The sequence below is a fragment of the Rhodococcus sp. 7Tela_A2 genome (genome assembly GCF_049311045.1).
GTDB lineage: Bacteria > Actinomycetota > Actinomycetes > Mycobacteriales > Mycobacteriaceae > Rhodococcus.
In genome coordinates, this window is record NZ_JAXION010000034.1 from 1 (window position 1) to 20,162 (window position 20,162).

The following is a 20,162-nucleotide window of genomic DNA, read 5'->3' on the forward strand; positions in this document are numbered from 1 at the left end:
CACGGGGGACGCTTCGATTCTCGGACGGGTGGTGGCAGGCGTACCCCTCCAGGATGCCAACTGCCGACACGGACGACGAGGTGCCCCGCCGAGCGTCACCTTCGTCCTATAGTCCGGGGCATCGCGCATCGCGCATCGCGCATCACGGCTGAGAGGGTTCCGGTGAAGGTTGACGGCAAGGTAGCCATCGTGACCGGCGGGGGAGGCGGAATCGGTGGTGCTCTCGCCGCCCGCCTCGTGCAGGAGGGGGCCCGCGTGGTCGTGGCCGACCTCGATGCGGACGCTGCCCGGCGCGTCGTGGACGAGATCGACGCCACCTCGGCGATCGCAGTGGGCACCGATGTCTCCGACACCGAAGCGATCCGTGGCCTCGTCGAGCGAGCCGAAGCAGAATTCGGGCCGGTGGACCTGTACTTCGCGAACGCGGGCATCACCGGCCCGCCCGGGCTCGATATCGCCGAATCCGCGTGGGATCAGGTACTCGAGGTCAACCTCCGGGCACACATCCGGGCAGCGAACATCCTGGTACCCGGATGGGTCGAACGCGGCTCAGGGTATTTCGTCAGCACCGCGTCGGCTGCCGGTCTTCTCACCCAGATCGGGTCCGCGGCGTATTCGGTGACCAAGCACGCCGCGGTCGGGTTCGCCGAGTGGTTGTCGGTCACCTACGGCGACCAGGGGGTCCGCGTCTCGTGTCTGTGCCCGATGGGTGTCAACACGCCACTGTTGTATGCCGGAAAGAACTCCGATACCGAACTCGGCGCGCTGGCCACCCGTGCGGTGACCGGTGCCGGTGCGGTCCTGGAACCGGTCGACGTCGCCGAGGTAGTGCTCCGGGCACTCGAAGACGAGCACTTCCTGATCCTTCCGCATCCGGAAGTCCTCGAGATGTACCGGCACAAGGGTGCCGACTACGACCGATGGCTGAGCGGTATGCGCCGGTACCAGAACATCCTTCGTGGGCAGTCGGCGCAACAGTAGGAGCGCGGTCCCGCCGAAACCCGATCCGTATCCGCTCGTGGTGACATAGCGTCTGCGCCATGGCTTCTGTCGACACCGTCCGCGGCCCCGCCGACACCGGTGATCTCGGTCGTGTCCTCATGCACGAACACGTCTTCGTGCTCGGGGAGGAACTGCGCGAGAACTACCCCGGCTACCCGACGAGGTGGGACGAGGAACTGCGCGTCGACGACGCGATCTCGAAACTGCGTGCATTGTCCGACCGTGGGATCGACACGATCGTCGATCCCACCGTGATCGGACTCGGCCGGTACATACCGCGGATTCAGCGCATCGCCGAACACACCGACATCAACATACTGGTGGCGACGGGGCTGTACACGTACAACGAACTGCCGTTCCAATTCCACTATGTCGGACCGGGATTGCTGTTCGACGCCCCCGAACCTCTGACCGAATTGTTCGTCCACGACATTCGTGAGGGAATCGCCGACACCGGTGTGAAGGCGGCGATGCTCAAGTGCGCGATCGAGGCGCAAGGTCTCACGCCGGGGGTCGAGCGGGTGATGCGGGCGGTGGGCCGGGCCCACGTCGAAACGGGAGTCCCCATCACCGTGCACACCAATCCGCACACCGGATCCGGCCTCGTGGCGCAACAGGTGCTGGCCGAAGAAGGTGTCGATCTGACGAAGGTCGTGATCGGGCACAGCGGAGACTCCACCGACCTCGAGTACCTCCGCAAGATCGCCGACGCCGGGTCGCTCCTCGGGATGGACCGGTTCGGTCTCGATCTGCTGCTGCCCTTCGAGCAACGCGTCGATACCGTTGTCGCACTGGCGGAGAGCGGATACGCGGACCGCATGGTGCTCGCGCACGATGCATCGTGCTTCATCGACTGGTTCCCGCACGAGGTCAAGGAACTTGCGGTACCGAACTGGAACTACAACCACATCAGTGACGATGTGTTGCCGGTGCTGCGCGAGCGCGGTGTCACCGACGAACAGATCACCACGATGCTCGTCGACAATCCTCGGCGGTTCTTCGAAACGTGAGCGCTGCGCGCCGAACGGGACAGAATGTGCCGTATCCCTTGCGTCCACCTCGAAACGAGACCAGGCTGATTCGTGGATGGCATCGGCCGGATAGTCATGGTTCACGTCCACGACCGGTGTTCGTGCAATGACAGGTACGGCAGTGGATCGACGCTCTCGGGCAGATCGGCGCCGGATTTCGATCGGAGATACCCATGTCGGTCGCCCGTATCGTTCTCATGGCCTTATTCATGTGTGCTGTCGCTGTAAGCGGCTGCTCAGACGGCGACGGCGACGGCGGCGGCTCGAATGCTCCTGCGTCTTCCTCCACCGAGACTTCTGCGTCAGCGACAGCATCCACGGCGGCGGGGGAGTCCTCAACGTCCGCTGCGGAACAATCGGGTGTACCCGAGCCCGTGGTTCCCCCCGCACAGGTGACGTTCGAGTGCGGTGACCCGACGCTCTACCAGAGTGGCACTGCCCTCTACTCGGATGGCACCACCGGGTACGAACCGAGCTGCGACGTCGCGCCCTCCGAGCGCACATTGCAGTACTGCGACGTCGGCGGCGTGGCCGTGTACAGCGACGGCTCCTATTCCACAACCGATCCAGCGTGTGCGCTGCCACCGCCGCCATCGGCCGACGAGTCGGGTTACCCCTATGACCCCAGCCAGGATCGCAATGGTGACGGCGTCATCAGCGGTTATGAGCGGTGTGGCACTGCGTGTGGGGAAGCGCCGACCAGCGGCGAGATCCAGATGCAGTACGGATGCGAAGAAGGATGGATCGACCCCGAAACATGCACTCAGGCTGGTTACTGAGTCGGCGAGGTCGACCGGGAATCTGGACGCCCGCGGCACCTGCTCTCGATGCACTGCTTGCACAGCGTTGTGGAGACCAACCCGAGCGTGCGCTTCCGGACCGGACGGTGCTGACGCCGTGCCGGACAGATCGATCAATACAGTGGAGTCATGACATCGCACGGTTTGCCGGTCACGGTTGCTCGCGGCGTCGGGGTGGACACCGGCAACGCAGTGAGGGGAACCCTCACCGGTCGCCCCCGCCCCGAGGACCGCCCTGCCGACGTGACGGTGCGCCCGCTCGAGGATCGAGACTGGGATGCAGTGCGGCGGATCTACGGTGAGGGGATCGCGACCGGCACCGCGACCTTCACCACCGAGGTTCCCGCCCGTGAGGTACTCGACGAGCTGTGGCTGCCCGGCCACCGGTGGGTCGCCGAGATCGACGGGTCTGTCGTCGGCTGGGCGGCGTTGAGCCCGGTATCGAGCCGCGAATGCTATGCCGGGGTGGCGGAGAACTCGATCTACGTCGCCGACGGGATGCGTGGGCGCGGGGTCGGCAGAGTGCTGCTACGCACCCAGGTCGACGCCGCCGACGAGGCGGGTTTGTGGACGTTGCAGACCTCGATCTTCCCGGAGAACCGCACCAGTCTCGCTCTGCACCACGCGGCGGGATTCCGCACCGTGGGTATCCGCGAACGAATCGGCAAGCTCGCCGGCGTCTGGCACGACACCGTCCTGCTCGAACGCCGGTCCGAAACGGTGATCTGACAGACCCGGCCTACCTTGCGGGACCGGGCATCGTCGGCCGCGGATTCTCGCCCGCGCGTTCACGCGGCGTCGTGCAGCACCAGCCCGAGCGTGCGCCGAAGTCCGGACCGGACGGTGCTCACACCGTGCCGCACCGGCGACCGCGTCCATCCGCGGGCACCGCGTGTCGGGCGGTCGCGCGTGGTGAAGATCAAGGCGTGCCCTTGCTCGATCACGGTGGCAGTACCGCGGGACTGGGCCCGGGGACGTTGCTCGAGGAGCAGGAACTCGCCGCCGGTGTAGTCGACACCGGGACGGTCGAGCCCGATCACCACCTGCAGCGGGAACGCGAGATCGCCGTAGAGGTCGCGGTGCAGCGCGTTCCAGTCGCCGCCTGTGTAGCGCAGCATCAGCGGCGCCGGCTTGCTCTGGCCGGCAGCGTGACACATTTCCAGCCACTCGTCGAAGTCGTCGGGCCAGGGTGTGGGATCACCCAGTCGCTCGGCCCACTCGCGCGCGGGGGCGAGCAGGCGGCGGTAGAAGGCGGTGCGGAGTTGGGCGACCGGGCGGGGGACGGGCGCGCCGAAGTACTTGTAGGTTCCGTGGCCGTAGCGGTGGCGGGCCATGTCGACGGTCGTGCGGAATCGGGTGTCCTCGTCCCACAGCGACGAGATCTCGGCACGCTCGGCGTCCCCGAGGAGGGGGCCGGTGGCGGCGCAACCGTAATTGTCGAGGTCGTCGACGAGATGCGGCCAAGGGAATTCGTCGATGCGGTCGGTCAAGCTCGAGGTGTGCTGCGTCATGCTCGCTCCTTCGCTCTCGTACGGTAAACGCACCGGAGCGCGAGAACGTGAGATCTCAGCGAGGAGCGTCGTCGACGAGCTTGCGAAGCAGCCGGGCGAGGTCGGCGCGTTCGGAGGGGTCTAGCCGGGCGAACACCTCCGCGGCGTCGGTATCGCGTGCCGCGTCGAGTTCGTCCAGAACTGTGCGACCGTTATCGGTGAGCTGCACACATACCGCGCGGCGATCGGCGGGATCGGGAAGGCGCTCGGTCAGTCCACGGGATTCGAGGCGGTCGACGACCTCTGTCGCCGATCGAGGCGCGATACGCAGTGCCTTTGCGACCACGCCGAGGCGGATCGGGGTGTCGGTGTCGCCGATGACCCGGAGGGCGCGGTGTTCGTGTGGGGACAGCTCCCACGGGTTCAGCAAGTCGTGCCAACGTCGCCGCAGGGTGCGGGTGGCGCCCATCAGAAGGTCGCGCAGCACAACGGGAGAATCGGACATGACCGGACTATACCTCACTTGACAGTTACCTCTTAATGAGGCAACCTCAGTAATTACGTACGAATCATGAATCGAGGTGGTGTGCATGATGCATCCCCCACCAGGTCGAGGCGGTCACCCCGGTGGCCGCGGAAAAATCGACCCCAAAGACGTCGAGCAACTGCGCGAATCTCCCGTCAGCCTGCGCCGGATCGGCGCGCTCTTCGCCCCTTATCGTCGTCAGATCGCCCTGGTCGTGGTGCTGATCGTGGCGTCGTCCGCTGTGTCGCTCGCGACGCCGTTCCTCGTGCGCGCCGTCATCGACGACGCGATTCCGCACCAGAACGTGAGCCTGTTGCTGTGGGCCGTGGGCGGCATGCTCGCGGTCACCGTGATCAGTTCACTGTTCGGAGTGGTGCAGACCTGGATTTCCACCACGGTCGGCCAGCGAATCATGCACGGCCTGCGAACCCGGGTGTTCAGCCACCTGCAACGGCAGTCCCTGAGCTTCTTCACCCGCACCCGTGGCGGTGAAATCCAGTCGAGACTGACCAACGACATCGGCGGCATGCAGTCCGTCGTCACGACGACGGCCACCTCGCTCGCCGCCAACATCACGACCGTGGTCGGCACCGCGATCGCCATGGCTGTGCTGAGCTGGCGGTTGTCATTGCTGTCGCTGATCGTGCTTCCGCCGGCCATCTGGCTCACCCGCCGCGTCGCCCAGATGCGACGGGCGATCACGACGCGCCAGCAACGCCGGCTCGCAGACATCCAGACCCAGATCGACGAAGGCCTGTCCGTCAGCGGCGTACTGCTCGGCAAGACTCTCGGCACCGGTCCCGCGCTGGCGGACAAATTCGCGAAGACCTCCGCCGATCTCGCCGACCTCGAGGTGCAGGCGCAACTGTCGGGGCGGTGGCGCATGGCCACCATGAACATCGTCTTCGCGGCGATTCCGGCGGTGCTCTATCTCGTCGCAGGTCTGCCCGCGACCTCGGGCGGCATGACCATCGGCACGCTCGTCGCATTCACGGGACTGCAGGGCGCGCTGTTCCGTCCCCTCATGAGCCTGCTCGACGTCGGCGTGTCCGTCACCAGTTCGCTCGCGCTGTTCAGCCGCATCTTCGAGTATCTCGATCTGGCCGTCGACATCGAAGAACCCGCGCACCCGGTCCCGGTCGACCCCGAGAAGATCTCCGGCAGGGTCCGATTCGAGAATCTCGGCTTCCGGTACGAAGGGGCACATCGCCTCGCGCTCGAGGGGATCGACCTCGAAATACCGGCCGGTACGCAGGTCGCGCTCGTGGGCGAGACCGGTTCGGGCAAAACCACGCTCGGGTCACTGATGGCACGGTTGTACGACCCCACTTCCGGCCGGGTGACGATCGACGGCATCGACCTGCGAGACATGCGGCTCGCCGATGTAGCGGCTCTCGTCGGTGTCGTGTCGCAGGAGACCTATCTGCTGCACGCCACCGTCCGGGAGAATCTGCGCTACGCGAGGCCGGACGCCACCGACGCGGAGATCGAGGACGCCGCGCGGGCAGCGCACATCCACGACCTGATCACCTCGCTGCCCGACGGCTACGACACCGTGGTCGGCGCACGCGGACACCGGTTCTCCGGTGGCGAGAAGCAGCGAATGGCGATTGCCCGCACGCTGCTGCGGGACCCGCGGATCCTGGTGCTCGACGAGGCGACCAGTGCCCTCGACAACGACACCGAACGCGCAGTGCAGCAGGCGCTCGACAACGCCCGGGCCGGGCGGACGACCATCACCATCGCGCACCGCCTCTCCACGGTGCGCGACGCCGACGAGATCGTCGTCCTCGACCACGGACGCATCATCGAGCGGGGCACCCACGACGCGCTCGTCGCGCGCGGCGGCAAGTACGCGGCACTCGCGCGACGCGACGGCCGTACGCTCGCCGAGCACACCGAACGGTCCGTGGGCGTGTGAGTCAGGCGCGCACCGACGAGAGGGCGCCCACCACCTCGTGCGTTGGAAGCACGACCGCGCATCGCGAGGCGACGTAGCTCAGTGCGTCGGCGTGCTCGCGTTGGGAGAAGTCGGCCGTGGCGTCCGAGACGAAGAAGACCTGGATGTCGTTCATGAACCCGTCCAGGGCCGTCGTCAGGCACCCGATGTGCGCGTACACGCCGGTGACGATCAGCTGGTCGCGGCCCCACGCGCGCATCCGTTCGAGCAGATCGGTGCGGATGAAGGCGCTGTACCGCCATTTGGTGAGCATGGTGTCGCCGGCGTGCGGTGCCAACTCCGCGATGATCGACGTCTCGGCGGGGTCCTCGGACAATCCGGGGCCCCAGAAGTCGGACAACAGCGCACGGTCGGCCGGGTCCTGGTCTCCCGGCTGCGCGGTGTACACAACCGGAGCGCCGACATCGTGAGCGGTGTTGCGCAGCAGGTCGATATGGGGAACCACCGTGGCCAGCGGATCGGCCGCCCGGTCGAACGAGCGCACGAAGTATTCCTGCATGTCGTGCACCAGCACGACGGCGCGGTTCGGATCGATCGACCACGACACCACGTTCGTGGGCTGCTCGTGGGGAAGGGAATAGGACACGGACTTCGGCAGAGCCATCGGATCTTCGCTTTCTGCGGTGTGGTCGGTCAGTTCTGGAGGGTGGCGGCCAGCGCGCGACGCAGTTCGTTGCGGCTGATCTTGCCGACACCGGTCACCGGAAACGCGTCGACGAAGCGCACCTTGTCCGGGATCTTGTACGCCGCGAGTCCACGCTCCCGCAGGAAAGCTTTGAGCGCGAGAGCTTTCGGCGCCTCACCCTCGGTGACGACGAAGGCACACGTGCGTTCGCCGAGGTACTGGTCGGGCATGGCGACCACGGCGGCATCGAGCACCGCGGGGTGCGCGACGAGATGGTTTTCGACCTCCTCCGCGGCGATCTTCTCGCCGCCCCGGTTGATCTGGTCCTTGGCGCGGCCTTCGACCACGATGTAACCGTGCTCGGTGATCCGCACGATGTCGCCCGTGCGATAGAACCCGTCGGGAGTGAATGCCGTCGAATTGTGTTCGGGCGCATTGTAGTAACCGCGGATCGTGTACGGGCCCCGGGTGAGGAGATGGCCGGGGGCACCGAACGGGACGGGCTCGTCGGCGTCGTCGGCGACACGGATCTCGTCGTGCGGGCTGATCGGACGTCCCTGGGTCCGGACGATCGTCTCGTCGTCGTCGTCGAGGCGGGTGTAGTTGACGAGGCCCTCTGCCATGCCGAAGACCTGCTGCAGCGTGCAGCCGAGTTCCGGGCGCACCCGCTTGGCCGCCTCCGCCGGGAACTTCGCGCCACCGACCTGCAGTACCTCGAGCGACGACAGGTCGTGTTCGGTACGGGCCCGTGCGGACAGCCATGCCAGTGCGAGCGGCGGGACCAGCGAGGCCATCGTCACCCGTTCGCTCTCGATCAGTGCGAAGGCCGTGTCCGGACTCGGATCCGGCGCCAGCACCACCCTGCCGCCGGAGTGGAGGACACCGAGAATCCCGGGCGAGCTCATCGGGAAGTTGTGTGCCGCAGGAAGCACGACCAGCATGCGGGTGCGCTCGTCCACTCCGCAGATGCGGGCGGAGTCGCGCACAGAGTAGAGGTAGTCGGCGTGGGTGCGGGGGATGAGCTTCGGGGTTCCGGTGGTACCGCCGGACAGTTGGAGAAAGGCGACGGACTCGGCATCGACGTCGGCGATCGGTGCAGGCTCGTGCGTGCGCAGCGATGCCAGGGAGGTGAACTCGGCGGCGTCTCCGGCGACGATCACTGTGGGCGGGTTCTCCAGCGCGCCAGTCACTTCGCGGGCTAGCGTGCGGTAATCGAAACCACCGTGCTCGGCGGCGACGATGTAGGCGGCGGCGTCCGAGAAACGGCAGAAGTAGCCGACCTCGGAGGCGCGGTGCGCCGGCAGAGCGAACACGGGCAACGCCCCGATGCGGAAGACCGCGAAGAGGACTTCGGTGTATTCGACGATGTTCGGTAACTGGAGCACGACCCGGTCGCCGGCACGAACACCGGCATTCAGGAGCCCGGTGGCGATACGTGCGGCGGACTCGTCGAGGTCACGGTAGGTGAGGTGCCGCCGCGCCCCGGTGGCGTCCGGTCCCACAACCGCGACCCGGTCGCCGAAGTGCGCTGCGCGGGTGGGCATGAACTCCGCGAACGTCTCGCCGGTCCAGTAACCGGCGCCGCGGTACAGCTCACTGAAATCCTCGGGGAAACGGGCGATGTCGGCAAGCGCGCTGCGCCGGAGGCCGGAGGTCACGAATGATTCCTTTCGGGAACGGAAGGGGTCTCAGGCACGAAGGGTCGCGCCACCGTCGACATACAGGGCTTGCATGGTGATGTGCCGGGCGCGGTCGGAGAGAAGGAACTCGATGGCGTCCGCGATGTCGGACGGTTCTGCGATGCGCCCGAGCGGGATTCCGACCTTGAACTGTGCGGGGTCGCCCTCGATGGCGCTACGCGCACCGTTGTCGTCGTCGGGGTCCTCCCACAGCGACCGTTGCATCGCGGTGTCGGTGGAGCCGGGGGCGACGATATTGGCGCGGATTCCGTAGGGCGCCAGTTCCAGTCCGGCGACCCGCACGATCATCGCCGCGGCCGCTTTCGAGGATCCGTAGGCGCCCATGCCCATCCGGGGAACACCTGCGGAATTCGAGCCGACCACGACGATCGACCCCGAACGGCGCTCCCGCATCACACGTCCCACGGCACGCAGGACCGCGACCAGTCCGGTCACGTTGACGTCGAACATGCGCTGCCAGTCGTCCGGATCGGAGTCGAGTACGGATCCGGTGGTGAACACTCCCGCGACGTGGGCGAGTCGCTCGAGGGGACCGTGGTCGGATTCGATGTTGCCGACGGCGAACTCGACCGCGTCGTGGTCGCGGATATCGACGGGGTACACAGGGGTTCCCTCGCCGATCAGTGCTGCGGTCTTGCGGAGTCCGACGGGGTCGCGGTCCATGAGCGCGAGTCGGTGTCCGGCGCGGGCCAGGGTCACCGCTGTGGCACGTCCGATACCCTGTGCGGCACCGACGACGAGGGTGACGGGGGCGCTCATCGCCGCACCCCGAGTGCATCGAGCACGGTGCCGAATTTGACGGTGGTCTCGGCGAGTTCGTCTGCGGGATCGGAGTCGGCGACGATGCCGCCACCGGCATAGGCGGTGAGGGTGAGACCGTCCGCGTCGAGCACGGCGCACCGGATCGTCACCATCCACTCGCCGTCACCGTCGGCGTCACACCACCCGACGGCCCCGGCGTAGAACCCGCGGTCGCCTTCGACATCGCGGATGAACTCGCGCGCCGCCTCGGTGGGCGTGCCGCAGATCGCGGGAGTCGGATGCGCCGCGAGGGCGAGGTCGAGCGCTGTGGTGGTGCGGTCGCGCAGGCGGCCCGAGACCGGTGTGCCGAGATGCCACAACTGCTTGGTGCTCGTCAGCGACGGCCGGTCCGGGATGTCGAGGTCGGTGCACAACGGTTCGAGTACGGCGCGCAGCGCACGGACGACGTGCGCGTGTTCGGCGAGATTCTTGGCGGACTGCGCGAGACGCTCGGCGGTCGCGCGATCCGAGTCGGGGTCGGCGTGACGCGGTGCCGATCCGGCGAGCGGATGTGCCGTGACGAGATCGCCCCGTCGCCGGATGAGCACCTCCGGACTCGAGCCGATCAGATGCCGTCCTCGCCAGGAGCCTCCGGCCGGGGTGAGGTCGACCGCGAATCCGTTGCCGGCGGGGTCGTTCCCGGAGAGTCGTGCGAGGAGGTCGGCGGTCGGGACCGGCCGTTCGGAGCGCAGTCGGAGTGCGCGAGCGAGGACGACCTTGACGAGGTCGTCGTCGGGCGAACGCAGCAGAGCGAGTGCGGCGGCCACACGGTCGACGTGTGCCTGCTCGGCAGGAATCGCGTGGGCGATGCGGATGGTGGGGAGATCGGGCCTCGAGACGCCGAGCGGCGTGGAGGTGTGCCGCAGCGAACGCGGTGCCGTGAGGGCGGCGGGGTGCGCGGGGTCGAAGGGAAGCGCACCGGCGAGAGCGCGCACGCGCCCGGTTCGCAGAGCCTCGGCCGCGGCGTCGGCGCGGTCGAACCGGTCGTCGAGTCCTTCGGCGATCACGGTGCCGTGCGGGCGGGACAACACGAACGGGCGTGGCACGGTCCGCTCGGCACAGTCGGGTGTCGGTGCGTCGACAACCGATGTTTGCATGCTCGAACCTCTCGATAGCGGAGTGAGAAGGCGGATCGAGCGCAAGGTGCACAAGATCGCTTCAGCAACATATACGGTTAGCCTTACCTTTGGTACTGTTCCGCATTGCCGAGAGTTGCGCAACACGGGTGTTCTGCTCGCGCCCAAGAGTTTTCGAACGCAGAAAAGGGGATGACAGTGCCCACGTCCAGGCCGTCGACTTCGGGACTTGCGCTTACGCGCGCCCAGACGGGCGTATGGTTCGCTCAGCAATTGACCCCCGACAACCCGATTTTCAACACCTCGGAATGCCTCGAACTACGCGGATCGGTCGATGCGGACGCCCTGGTGGTGGCGGTGCGTCGTGCCGCCGACGACTGCGAGGCCCTGGTCGCGGCCTTCGAAACGCAGCCCGACGGTACGGTCGTCCAGTTTCCGGGACGCAGGCAACTCGGCGACCCGCCCGTGGTGGACGTGCGCGGCACGCCGGACCCGTGGGTCGCGGCCCACGAGTGGATGACGAACGACCTGGCACGCGCCATCGATCCGTCCGTCGACGTGTGTCTGCGCGCCGCCGTACTGCGCCTCGCGGACGACCGTGTCGTGTTGTACGTGTGCGGGCATCACCTCGTGTTCGACGCGTTCGGGTTTTCCCTGTTCAACCGCCGCATCGGCGAGCACTACACCGCGCTCGTCGCCGGTACCGAGCCGCCCGCGCACCGCTTCGCACCGGTCGAACCGGTCGTGCGGGAAGAGGAGAGCTACCGCGAGTCGGACGACTTCGCCGCCGACCGGGCGTTCTGGGCCGACTACCTCGCGGACGTCGAGGAAGCGGTGGCGCTGAGCCCCGGAGCGAGCGGAATCGCGCGTCGTTCCCGGGCGGTCCGGTTCACCCTCGACGCACAGCAGCAGAACGCGCTCGCCGCACTCGGCAAATCCGCTCGCGGAAGCTGGGGCGACGCGGTGACCGCCCTGGTCGCCGCGTACCTGCGCGGTGCGACCGGGCGGGACGACATCACCATCGGATTCCCGGTGATGAACAGACTCGGTTCCGCCGCACTGAATGTGCCGATGACGGTGGTCAACGTCGTGCCGTTGCGGCTGCGCCCCGCCGCACGCGACAGCCTGTCCGGCCTCGTCGGGCAGGTCCGCGATTCGGTTGCCCGGTGCCGCGAGCACTACCGCTACCGCGGTGAGGACATCCAGCGCGACCTGCGTCTGCCCGCCGGGTCGCGAGGGGTCATCGGCCCGTCCGTCAACGTCAAACCGTTCGGCGACCGGTTCCGTTTTGCCGATATCACCGCTGCAGTCCATTCGATCGCCCGCGGACCGCTCCAGGATTTCATGATCACGGTGCGGCCCCTCGACGGGAGCGCCGGCCTGGAGGTCTTCGTCGACGCCGACGCCGACCTCTACGACGAGGACGACCTGCGGCTTCACGCGGCACGTCTCGAGCAGTTGTTCGATTCCGTGACCACCCTCGATCCGGCAACATCGCTCGCGCAACTGCCGATCCTCCTTCCCGCCGAGCGGACACGAATCCTGGAGCGCTGGAGCGCATCTCCGGACATACCGGTCGAACCGGGCCTGACTCTCGTCGATCTGCTGCACCGGCAGGCCGCCGCGACACCCGACGTGCCGGCGCTCGCGGACGCCACAACCACGCTGACCTACGCGGAGTTGCGCACCCGGGTCGACCGGCTCGCGCGATATCTCGCGTCCGTGGGACTCGGCGACGCTGCCGAACCGCGGATCGCGATCGCACTGCCGCGTACGGTCGACGCCGTCGTCGCGATTTTCGCAGTGCTCGAAACCGGCGCGGCGTATGTGCCGCTCGACATCGACCAGCCACTCGAGCGCCTCGCGTACGTGCTGTCCGACGCATCGCCCGTGTACGTGCTCACCGACCGCACCACGGACGGACGGGTTGCGGACGCCGACGGTGCCACCCGCCGGATTCTCCTCGACGACACCGACACCGACATCGACGGCCGTGTGGAGACAGATCTGCCACCCGTCGGACGGTCGGGGCCCACGCCCGACTCGGTCGCGTACGTCATCTACACCTCCGGATCCACAGGACGGCCCAAGGGCGTGGTCGCCCCACACCGCGGCCTGGTCAATCTCCTGCACAGCCACCGCGAGCAGGTGTTCACCCGCGCCGCAGGCGAAGCCGGGCACGACCACCTGCACCTCGGACTCGCGTGGTCGCTCGCGTTCGACGCCTCCGTGCAACCCTTGCTGTGGATGCTCGCCGGGCACACCCTCCACATCGTCGACGAATCCGCCCAGCGCGACCCCGCACGACTGACCGAACAGGCGTTGCGCGAGGACTGGGACTTCGTCGAACTGTCGCCGGCGCAACTCGACCACGTCGTCGAGGACGGGATGCTTCCCGAGAACACCGTCTCCACCCTCGGCTTCGGCGGCGACGCGGCCACCGGCCGGCTGTGGGAGAACCTGCGCGCGCGCCGCGGCGCCGCGTTCAACTTCTACGGCCCCACGGAGTGCAGTGTCGACGCCCTCGTGGCCGAGGTGCACGACAGCGAGACTCCCGTGGTGGGGCGGCCGGTCGCGAACTTGCGCGCCTACCTCCTCGACAGCGGTCTCGCCCCGGTGCCGCCGGGAACGGAGGGGGAGCTGTACCTGTCCGGTCCGGGTGTCGTCCGCGGTTATCTCGACGCGCCCTCCCTCACCGCGACCCGGTTCGTCGCGAACCCGTTCGGGACGGGCTCGGCCGATCCCGTCCACGCGCGCCTCTACCGCACGGGCGACCGCGCGATGTGGACGGAGGACGGGAACATCGTCTACCGCGGTCGCGTCGACAACCAGGTGAAGGTGCGCGGGTTCCGCATCGAACTCGGGGAGGTGGACGCGGCGTTGCTGCGGCTTCCCGGTGTGGTGCACGCCGTGTCGGCGATTCAGACGGACGCTGCCGGTACCGCACAACTCGTGGGCTATCTCGTCGGCGATGCACTCGATCCGGCGGTCGCCCGGGCGCAACTGACCGAGTGGCTCCCGGCACCGATGGTGCCTGCTGCACTCGTCGTGCTGGGTGAGCTACCGCTGACCTCGAACGGAAAGCTGGACCGGAAGGGGCTTCCCGCACCGGATTTCGCCACGCTCGTCTCCTCGCGACCTCCGGCCACCGAACTCGAACGCCGCCTGTGTGAGCTGTTCGCAGAGATTCTGGGCCTCGACAGCGTCGGCGCCGACGACGACTTCTTCGCACTCGGTGGACACTCGCTCTCGGCAGCGAAGCTTCTCGCCCGGGTGCGGGACACTCTCGGTGTCGAACTGGCGATCCGGGAAGTATTCGACCATCCGACGGTGGCCGGACTGGCTGTGCGCTGCGAGAGCGCGGGTCTGGACGCCGGGCCCGCACGACCACCGCTGGTCGCGAGGAAGCACGGGGACCTCGTCCCGCTGTCGTTTGCGCAGCAACGGTTGTGGTTCCTGTTCCGGATGGAGGGGCCCAGCCCCACGTACAACGTTCCTCTGACCGTGCGGTTGCACGGCGACGTCGACGCCGACGCGATGCGCCGTGCCGTCGCCGACGTCGTCGCCCGCCACGACAGCCTGCGCACGGTGCTGACCGAACGGGACGGAACCGGGATGCAGCGGGTACTCGAGCACGTCGAGACGCCGTTCGCCGTCGTGGAGACCGGCCCGGACACGGTGGAGGCGGACGTGAGGTCGGCGGCGCGCTACGCATTCGACCTCGAGCGCGAAACCCCCGTCCGGGTGCGGCTGTTCACCGTCGCGCCCGGCGAGAGCATCCTGTTGCTGCTCGTGCACCACATCGCGAGCGACGAACTGTCCACGCCGATTCTGCTGCGGGACCTCGGAACCTTCTACTCCGCGCACACAGGTGCCGCCGTCACCGAGCCGGCTCCACTGCCCGTCCAGTACACGGACTACGCGGTGTGGCAGCGTGAACTGCTCGGCGACCCGAAGGACCAGACCGGGCTCGCCGGACGGCAACTCGACTTCTGGCGCACCGAGCTCGCGGGTCTACCCGCGGAACTCGAGCTGGCAACCGACCGGCCCCGCCCGGCCGTGGCATCGTTCGCCGGTGGCGGCGTCGAACTCGCGGTCCCGGCCGGACTCGCCGACGCGGTCCGCGCCGCCGGCCGCGACACCGGCACGACGATGTTCATGATGGTGCACGCCGCCGTGGCGCTCGCGCTCTCCCACAGCGGGGCGGGGGAGGACATCCCGATCGGCTCACCCCCCGCGGGCCGGCCCGCCTCCGAACTCGACGATCTCGTGGGGTTCTTCGTCAACATGGTGGTCCTGCGCACCGACCTGTCCGGTGACCCGACCGTGCGGGAACTGCTGGCCCGCATCAAGAACGCCGACATCGCCGCGTACGCCCACCAGGACGTGTCGTTCGACCGGGTCGTCGAGGCCCTCGACCCCGAGCGAAGTGCCGCCCGCCACCCCCTGTTCCAGGTGATGGTGCAGTACCGGAACCCACCTGCCCTGCGTGCGTTCGAGCACCTGGCGCCCGAGGTGTCCCTCGTCCCCAACGATGCCGCGATATTCGATCTGACATTCGACGTCGTGGACACGCCGGACGGGTCCATGCGGGTACGCGTCGAATACGCCCGTGATCTGTTCGACCACGACACCGCCGAGTCTTTCGCCGCGCGCGTGGTGCGTGGGTTCGCCGCTCTGGCCGGAGACCCCGACCGTCCCCTGTCCCGTGTCGACCTGCTCTCCGGCGCCGAACGCGACTGGCTTCGCGCCGGCCGGCCGGCACCGGAACCCGCACGCCCGGAACCCGTTCCGGAGACGCTGGTCGACCTGTTCGACCGCACGGTTGCCGCGGCGCCGCACCTCCCCGCCGTCGTCTCCGCGGAGGAAACCCTGACGTTCGGGGAACTCGACGCGTGGTCCGACCGGATCGCGTGTCATCTCGTGGATCGCGGTGTCCGGGCAGAAACGGTCGTCGCGCTGCGGCTACCGCGGGGAAGCGCCGTGGTCGCCGCGATTCTCGGTGTCTGGAAGGCGGGTGCGGCGTACCTGGCGATCGACCCGAACTACCCGCTCGAGCGCATCGACTACATGATGCGCGATGCAGGGGTGACCGTCGTGCTCGACGAGAGTGCGGTCGCGGAGTGCGGCGACGCGAGCATGCCGTCGCGGCCCACGGAGCTGCGCGGTCGCGCCGGTGCGGACAACGCCGCCTACGTGGTCTACACCTCCGGTTCCACCGGTCTGCCGAAGGGCGTCGTCGTGCCGCACCGCGGTGTGGTGAATCTCTGGGAGACGGTGCGTTCCGGCACCTACGGTGACCCGGCAGAACAGCGGCTGCGGGTGCTGCTCAGTTACACCTTCGCGTTCGATTCCTCGGTCGACCAGTTGCTCGCGATGCTCGGCGGCCACACCGTGCACGTGCTCCCCGAAGAGTTGACCGCCGACGCAGACGGCATCGTCGGCTATGTCCGCGGCCATCGGATCGACGCCCTGGACTGCGCGCCGGTGCTGATGACGCAACTCGTCGCAGAAGGGCTTCTCGACCCCGCCGCGGATCACCGCCCGTCGGGGGTCGCCGTGGGGGGGGGGGGGGGGGGGCCCCCCCCCCCCCCCACTCCGGGGCTGCGCGCACTGAACATCTACGGACCCACCGAGTGCACGGTGGACGCGACTGCCGCAGTCATGACGGCGGACGTGGCGCCGCATATCGGCGAGCCCATCGCCGGGGGTCGTGCGCTCGTCCTCGACCGCTACCTGCGCCCCGTGGCGCCGGGTGTGCCGGGTGAGCTGTACGTCGGCGGTCCGCACGTGGCCCGGGGATACCTCGGCCGGCACGGCCTCACGGCCGGAAGGTTCGTGGCCGACCCGTTCGGTACACCGGGGAGCCGGCTGTACCGCACCGGCGACACGGTGCGGTGGACATCCCGGGTGCCCCATCGTCTCGAATATCTCGGCCGCGCCGACGATCAGGTCAAGATTCGCGGGTTCCGTATCGAACTCGGTGAGGTCGAGGCGGTACTCGCCGGACATCCGGACGTGACAGCCGCCGCTGTGCTCGCCCGCGAGGACGAACCCGGACGCAGACGTCTCGTCGGCTACGTCGTGCCGGGGACTGCGCAGGTGGACGGTGACGCGGTCCGGGCATACACGGCCGAACGGCTGCCCGACCACATGGTGCCCGCTGCGGTGGTGGTGCTCGAGGAGTTCCCGCTGACCGCGAACGGCAAGGTGGACCGGGCCGCGCTCCCCGCCCCGGTGTTCGCACCCGCGACGGCCGGCCGGGTGGCGGGCAACGACATGGAACGGCGGCTCTGCGCCGTGGTGGCGGAAGTGCTCGGACTCGACGCGGTCGGCCTCGACGACGACTTCTTCTCTCTCGGTGGTGATTCCATCGTGTCGATCCAGCTCGTGGCCAAGGCCCGCGCGGCGGGTCTGCGGTTCACCGCGCGGCACGTTTTCGAGCACCGGACCGTCGCCGGTCTGGCCCGCGTCGCCGAGGTGGATACAGGCCGGCAGGAAACGGATGTCGCGGCGGCGCTCGGCAGCATTCCGGCGACGCCCATCGTTCACGACCTGCTGGACCGAGGGGGACCGTACGCCAGGTACGCGCAGTCCAGGCTGCTGCGTACCCCGGAAGGCCTCACGCTCGGCGAACTGACCGGCGCCGTGCAATCCCTGCTCGACGTCCACGACGCGCTGCGTTCGATGTTCGACTCGGCTGCACGCGTTCTCGAGGTCCTGCCGGTGGGTGCGGTGTCGGCTGCGCACGTGGTCACCCGGGTCGACATCTCCGGCCTGGACGACCCGTCCGCGGTGATGGTCGCGGCGACCGAGGAGGCGTACGCGGCGCTGGACCCCGGGTCCGGGGAACTCGTGCGCGTCGTGTTCTTCGATCCGGGCCCCGGCGTGCAGGGCCGGGTGCTGTTCGCGGTGCACCACCTGGTGGTGGACGGGGTGTCGTGGCGGATTCTGGTCCCGGACCTCGCCGAGGCCGTCGCGGGTACCGCGCCGCTCCGGTCCGGTACCCCGCTGCGTGTCTGGGCTCGCGGCTTGCTCGAGGCCGCGCCGGCGCGACGAACCGAACTGCCGTTGTGGCGTCGTATCACGGCGCCCGGCGGCCGTGCCGCCTTCGCTTCCCGCCCTGTCGATCCCACGCGGGACACGATGTCCGCGACGGCGCAGGCGCATGTCGACGTGCCGGTCGCAGTGACGGAGGCTCTGCTCACGACGGTGCCCGAGCAATTCCACGCGGGTGTCGACGACGTTCTGCTCACCGCGCTGGCACTGGCCACAGCCCGGGTGTGTGGCGCGGGTGCGGTGGTGGTGGATCTCGAAGGGCACGGACGAGAAGAGCAGGTGGTGGCCGGCGCCGATCTGTCGCGCACCGTCGGATGGTTCACGAGCCTGTACCCAGCCAGGCTCGACGTGTCGGGGGCAGACCTCGACGACGCCTTCGCAGGTGGCCGGAATACCGGTGAGGCACTCAAGAAGGTCAAGGAGCAACTTCGCGAGATCCCCGACAGCGGTATCGGATTCGGGATTCTTCGGCATCTCGACGAACAGGGACGGCAGGTTCTCGCGTCGGCGGTTGCTCCCGAGATCGGGTTCAACTACCTGGGCAGACTGACGCTGGGTGAGGCGGAAGGGCAGCCGTGGTCGAGTGCGCCGGAATCGGCCGGTCTCGGCGGCGCCACCGAGGCCGACATGCCGGTGAACCACGCGCTCGAAATCGGCGTCTTCACCGAGGAAACGGGGGAGGGGCCGGTGCTCCGGGGCACGTTCGGCTACAGCCCGGCACTGGTGCCCGAGCACGTGGTCGCAGACCTCGTGGAGTGCTGGGTTGCGGCACTGGAGGCGCTGGCCGGACACGCGGCGTCGGGGGATGCCGGTGGATTCACTCCGTCGGATCTGACTCTCGGTGGCCTCGATCAGTCGGAGATCGACGAGTTCGCCTTGGAATTCGGATGATCGTGACGCTTGGCGTGGCCAATTGTTTCGGTTAGCCTAACCAATCGTGACCGGGGGTACATCCCGGCGAGAACACATCTGGGAGAAACGTCATGCGGGTTCTTGAACGTAGCCGGGCGCGTAGCGTCGCGGTTCTCGGTGCGGCTGCGCTGCTCACGGCCGGCCTGGTGGGCTGCTCGAGCGACAGCGGCGATGCCTCGGACAGCACGGAGGCGGCTGCTACCCGGACGTTCGAGGCGCAGAACGGCTCGATCGAGATCCCGTCCGATCCGCAGCGCATCGTCGCCTGTGGCTACGCCGCGTTCCCGCTCATCCAGGCCGGGGCGAACCTCGCCGCGGTGTGCGAATGGACCCGCGAGATCGGGAGCATGGACGAGGAGACCCTCGCCGCGTACGAGGAACTGCCGAAGGTGGCACCCGACGGAGCAGCGAGTGAGCTGAACTACGAGGCCATCACGGCTGCCGAGCCCGACCTGATCATCATGGGCGTTCCGGCCCGCGTGCAGTCCCAGGTCGACATGGCCAAGCTCGAGGCCCTTGCGCCGGTCGTGTTCCTCGGCCCCACCAACCCCGGCGACTGGCGCTCGCTCGGCGAGCAGTACGCCGACGCCGCCAACGTCGGTGACGCCTACGGGGAGTTCAAGTCGGAGTACGAAGCGCGTGCCACCGAGATCGCGGACAAGTACGCGGATACCCTCGGCAGCCTGAACTTCGCCGGCCTGTGCAGCACCTGCGGCACCGAGCCGGGTGAGTTCTTCCGCGAGTACAAGTCGTCCTACACCACCAACCTGTTCGACGACCTCGGCTTCACGTTCCCCGGCGAGCCCGTCGATCCCGCAGACGTCCACGGCGAATACGTCTCGCTCGAGCAGCTGCCGCAGAACCTCGCGGACGCCGACGTGATCGTCTACGGCCTCGAAGCGGACGGCTCGGTCTCCGCCGAACTCCAGGAAGTCTTCGACTCGCCGCTGTGGCAGAACCTGCCCGCCGTCAAGGCCGGCAACCTCGTCGGCGTCCAGCACGCCAACGCCGCCACGTACGAAACCGCGCTGCTCGCACTCGACTCCATCGACGCCGCGCTCGACAAGTTGCCCGCGAACCAGAAGCAGTAACACTGTCGCGGTCGACCACCGCGGCTGCCATCGACCGAACGGCCCCCGATGTCCCCGACTCGGGGGCCGTGTTCGTCGTGCCCGACACG

Annotated in this window: 12 protein-coding genes and 1 pseudogene; 7 read left to right on the forward strand and 6 right to left on the reverse strand. The window is 68.2% G+C overall.

What is annotated here, in order from left to right:
• Positions 1-162: 162 nt before the first annotated feature.
• The 4 genes and pseudogenes from TVH25_RS08840 to TVH25_RS08855 form a co-directional block, all read left to right on the forward strand.
• Entirely contained in the window at positions 163-981 is an 819-nt protein-coding gene (locus TVH25_RS08840; RefSeq protein WP_296551469.1) for an SDR family oxidoreductase, read from the forward strand.
• A gap of 59 nt (positions 982-1,040) precedes the next feature.
• Positions 1,041-2,012 (forward strand): phosphotriesterase family protein, encoded by a 972-nt coding sequence (locus TVH25_RS08845; protein WP_296551417.1) that lies wholly within the window; start codon positions 1,041-1,043, stop codon positions 2,010-2,012.
• A gap of 395 nt (positions 2,013-2,407) precedes the next feature.
• A complete protein-coding gene (locus TVH25_RS08850; protein WP_422423859.1) occupies positions 2,408-2,812 on the forward strand; it encodes a hypothetical protein in 405 nt (134 codons plus the stop codon).
• A gap of 207 nt (positions 2,813-3,019) precedes the next feature.
• Positions 3,020-3,562 (forward strand): annotated as a pseudogene (locus tag TVH25_RS08855) (GNAT family N-acetyltransferase); the annotation flags it as partial.
• Between the two features lie 59 nt (positions 3,563-3,621).
• Here TVH25_RS08855 and TVH25_RS08860 read toward each other — a convergent pair.
• Positions 3,622-4,344, reverse strand: a complete 723-nt coding sequence (locus TVH25_RS08860) for a 2OG-Fe(II) oxygenase (RefSeq protein WP_422423860.1) — start codon at positions 4,342-4,344, stop codon at positions 3,622-3,624.
• Positions 4,345-4,399: 55 nt separating this feature from the next.
• Positions 4,400-4,828, reverse strand: a complete 429-nt coding sequence (locus TVH25_RS08865) for a MarR family winged helix-turn-helix transcriptional regulator (protein WP_169621325.1) — start codon at positions 4,826-4,828, stop codon at positions 4,400-4,402.
• 85 nt (positions 4,829-4,913) lie between these two features.
• Here TVH25_RS08865 and TVH25_RS08870 point away from each other — a divergent pair, with 85 nt between their 5' ends.
• Positions 4,914-6,770, forward strand: a complete 1,857-nt coding sequence (locus TVH25_RS08870) for an ABC transporter ATP-binding protein (RefSeq protein WP_422423862.1) — start codon at positions 4,914-4,916, stop codon at positions 6,768-6,770.
• Between the two features lies 1 nt (position 6,771).
• Here TVH25_RS08870 and TVH25_RS08875 read toward each other — a convergent pair whose 3' ends face one another.
• Genes TVH25_RS08875 through TVH25_RS08890 form a run of 4 tightly spaced genes read right to left on the reverse strand, consistent with a single transcriptional unit; the run spans position 6,772 to position 11,032 of the window.
• Positions 6,772-7,413 (reverse strand): isochorismatase family protein, encoded by a 642-nt coding sequence (locus tag TVH25_RS08875; protein ID WP_169651980.1) that lies wholly within the window; start codon positions 7,411-7,413, stop codon positions 6,772-6,774.
• 29 nt (positions 7,414-7,442) lie between these two features.
• Positions 7,443-9,092 (reverse strand): (2,3-dihydroxybenzoyl)adenylate synthase, encoded by a 1,650-nt coding sequence (locus TVH25_RS08880; RefSeq protein ID WP_422423864.1) that lies wholly within the window; start codon positions 9,090-9,092, stop codon positions 7,443-7,445.
• Positions 9,093-9,122: 30 nt separating this feature from the next.
• The gene (locus TVH25_RS08885) at positions 9,123-9,893 is read right to left on the reverse strand and encodes a 2,3-dihydro-2,3-dihydroxybenzoate dehydrogenase (RefSeq protein WP_378527967.1); all 771 of its coding nucleotides are present in this window, start codon (positions 9,891-9,893) and stop codon (positions 9,123-9,125) included.
• Positions 9,890-11,032 (reverse strand): isochorismate synthase, encoded by a 1,143-nt coding sequence (locus tag TVH25_RS08890; RefSeq protein WP_422423866.1) that lies wholly within the window; start codon positions 11,030-11,032, stop codon positions 9,890-9,892. Before TVH25_RS08890 ends, TVH25_RS08885 begins: the two co-directional genes overlap by 4 nt.
• Before the next feature lie 177 nt (positions 11,033-11,209).
• On the opposite strand from TVH25_RS08890, the gene TVH25_RS08895 reads away from it, so the two are divergent.
• On the forward strand, positions 11,210-18,961 hold the full coding sequence (locus TVH25_RS08895; protein WP_422423868.1) for an amino acid adenylation domain-containing protein: 7,752 nt from the start codon (positions 11,210-11,212) through the stop codon (positions 18,959-18,961).
• A 92-nt stretch (positions 18,962-19,053) separates the two neighbouring features.
• Positions 19,054-20,073 (forward strand): ABC transporter substrate-binding protein, encoded by a 1,020-nt coding sequence (locus tag TVH25_RS08900; protein WP_169621318.1) that lies wholly within the window; start codon positions 19,054-19,056, stop codon positions 20,071-20,073.
• Positions 20,074-20,162: the final 89 nt, after the last annotated feature.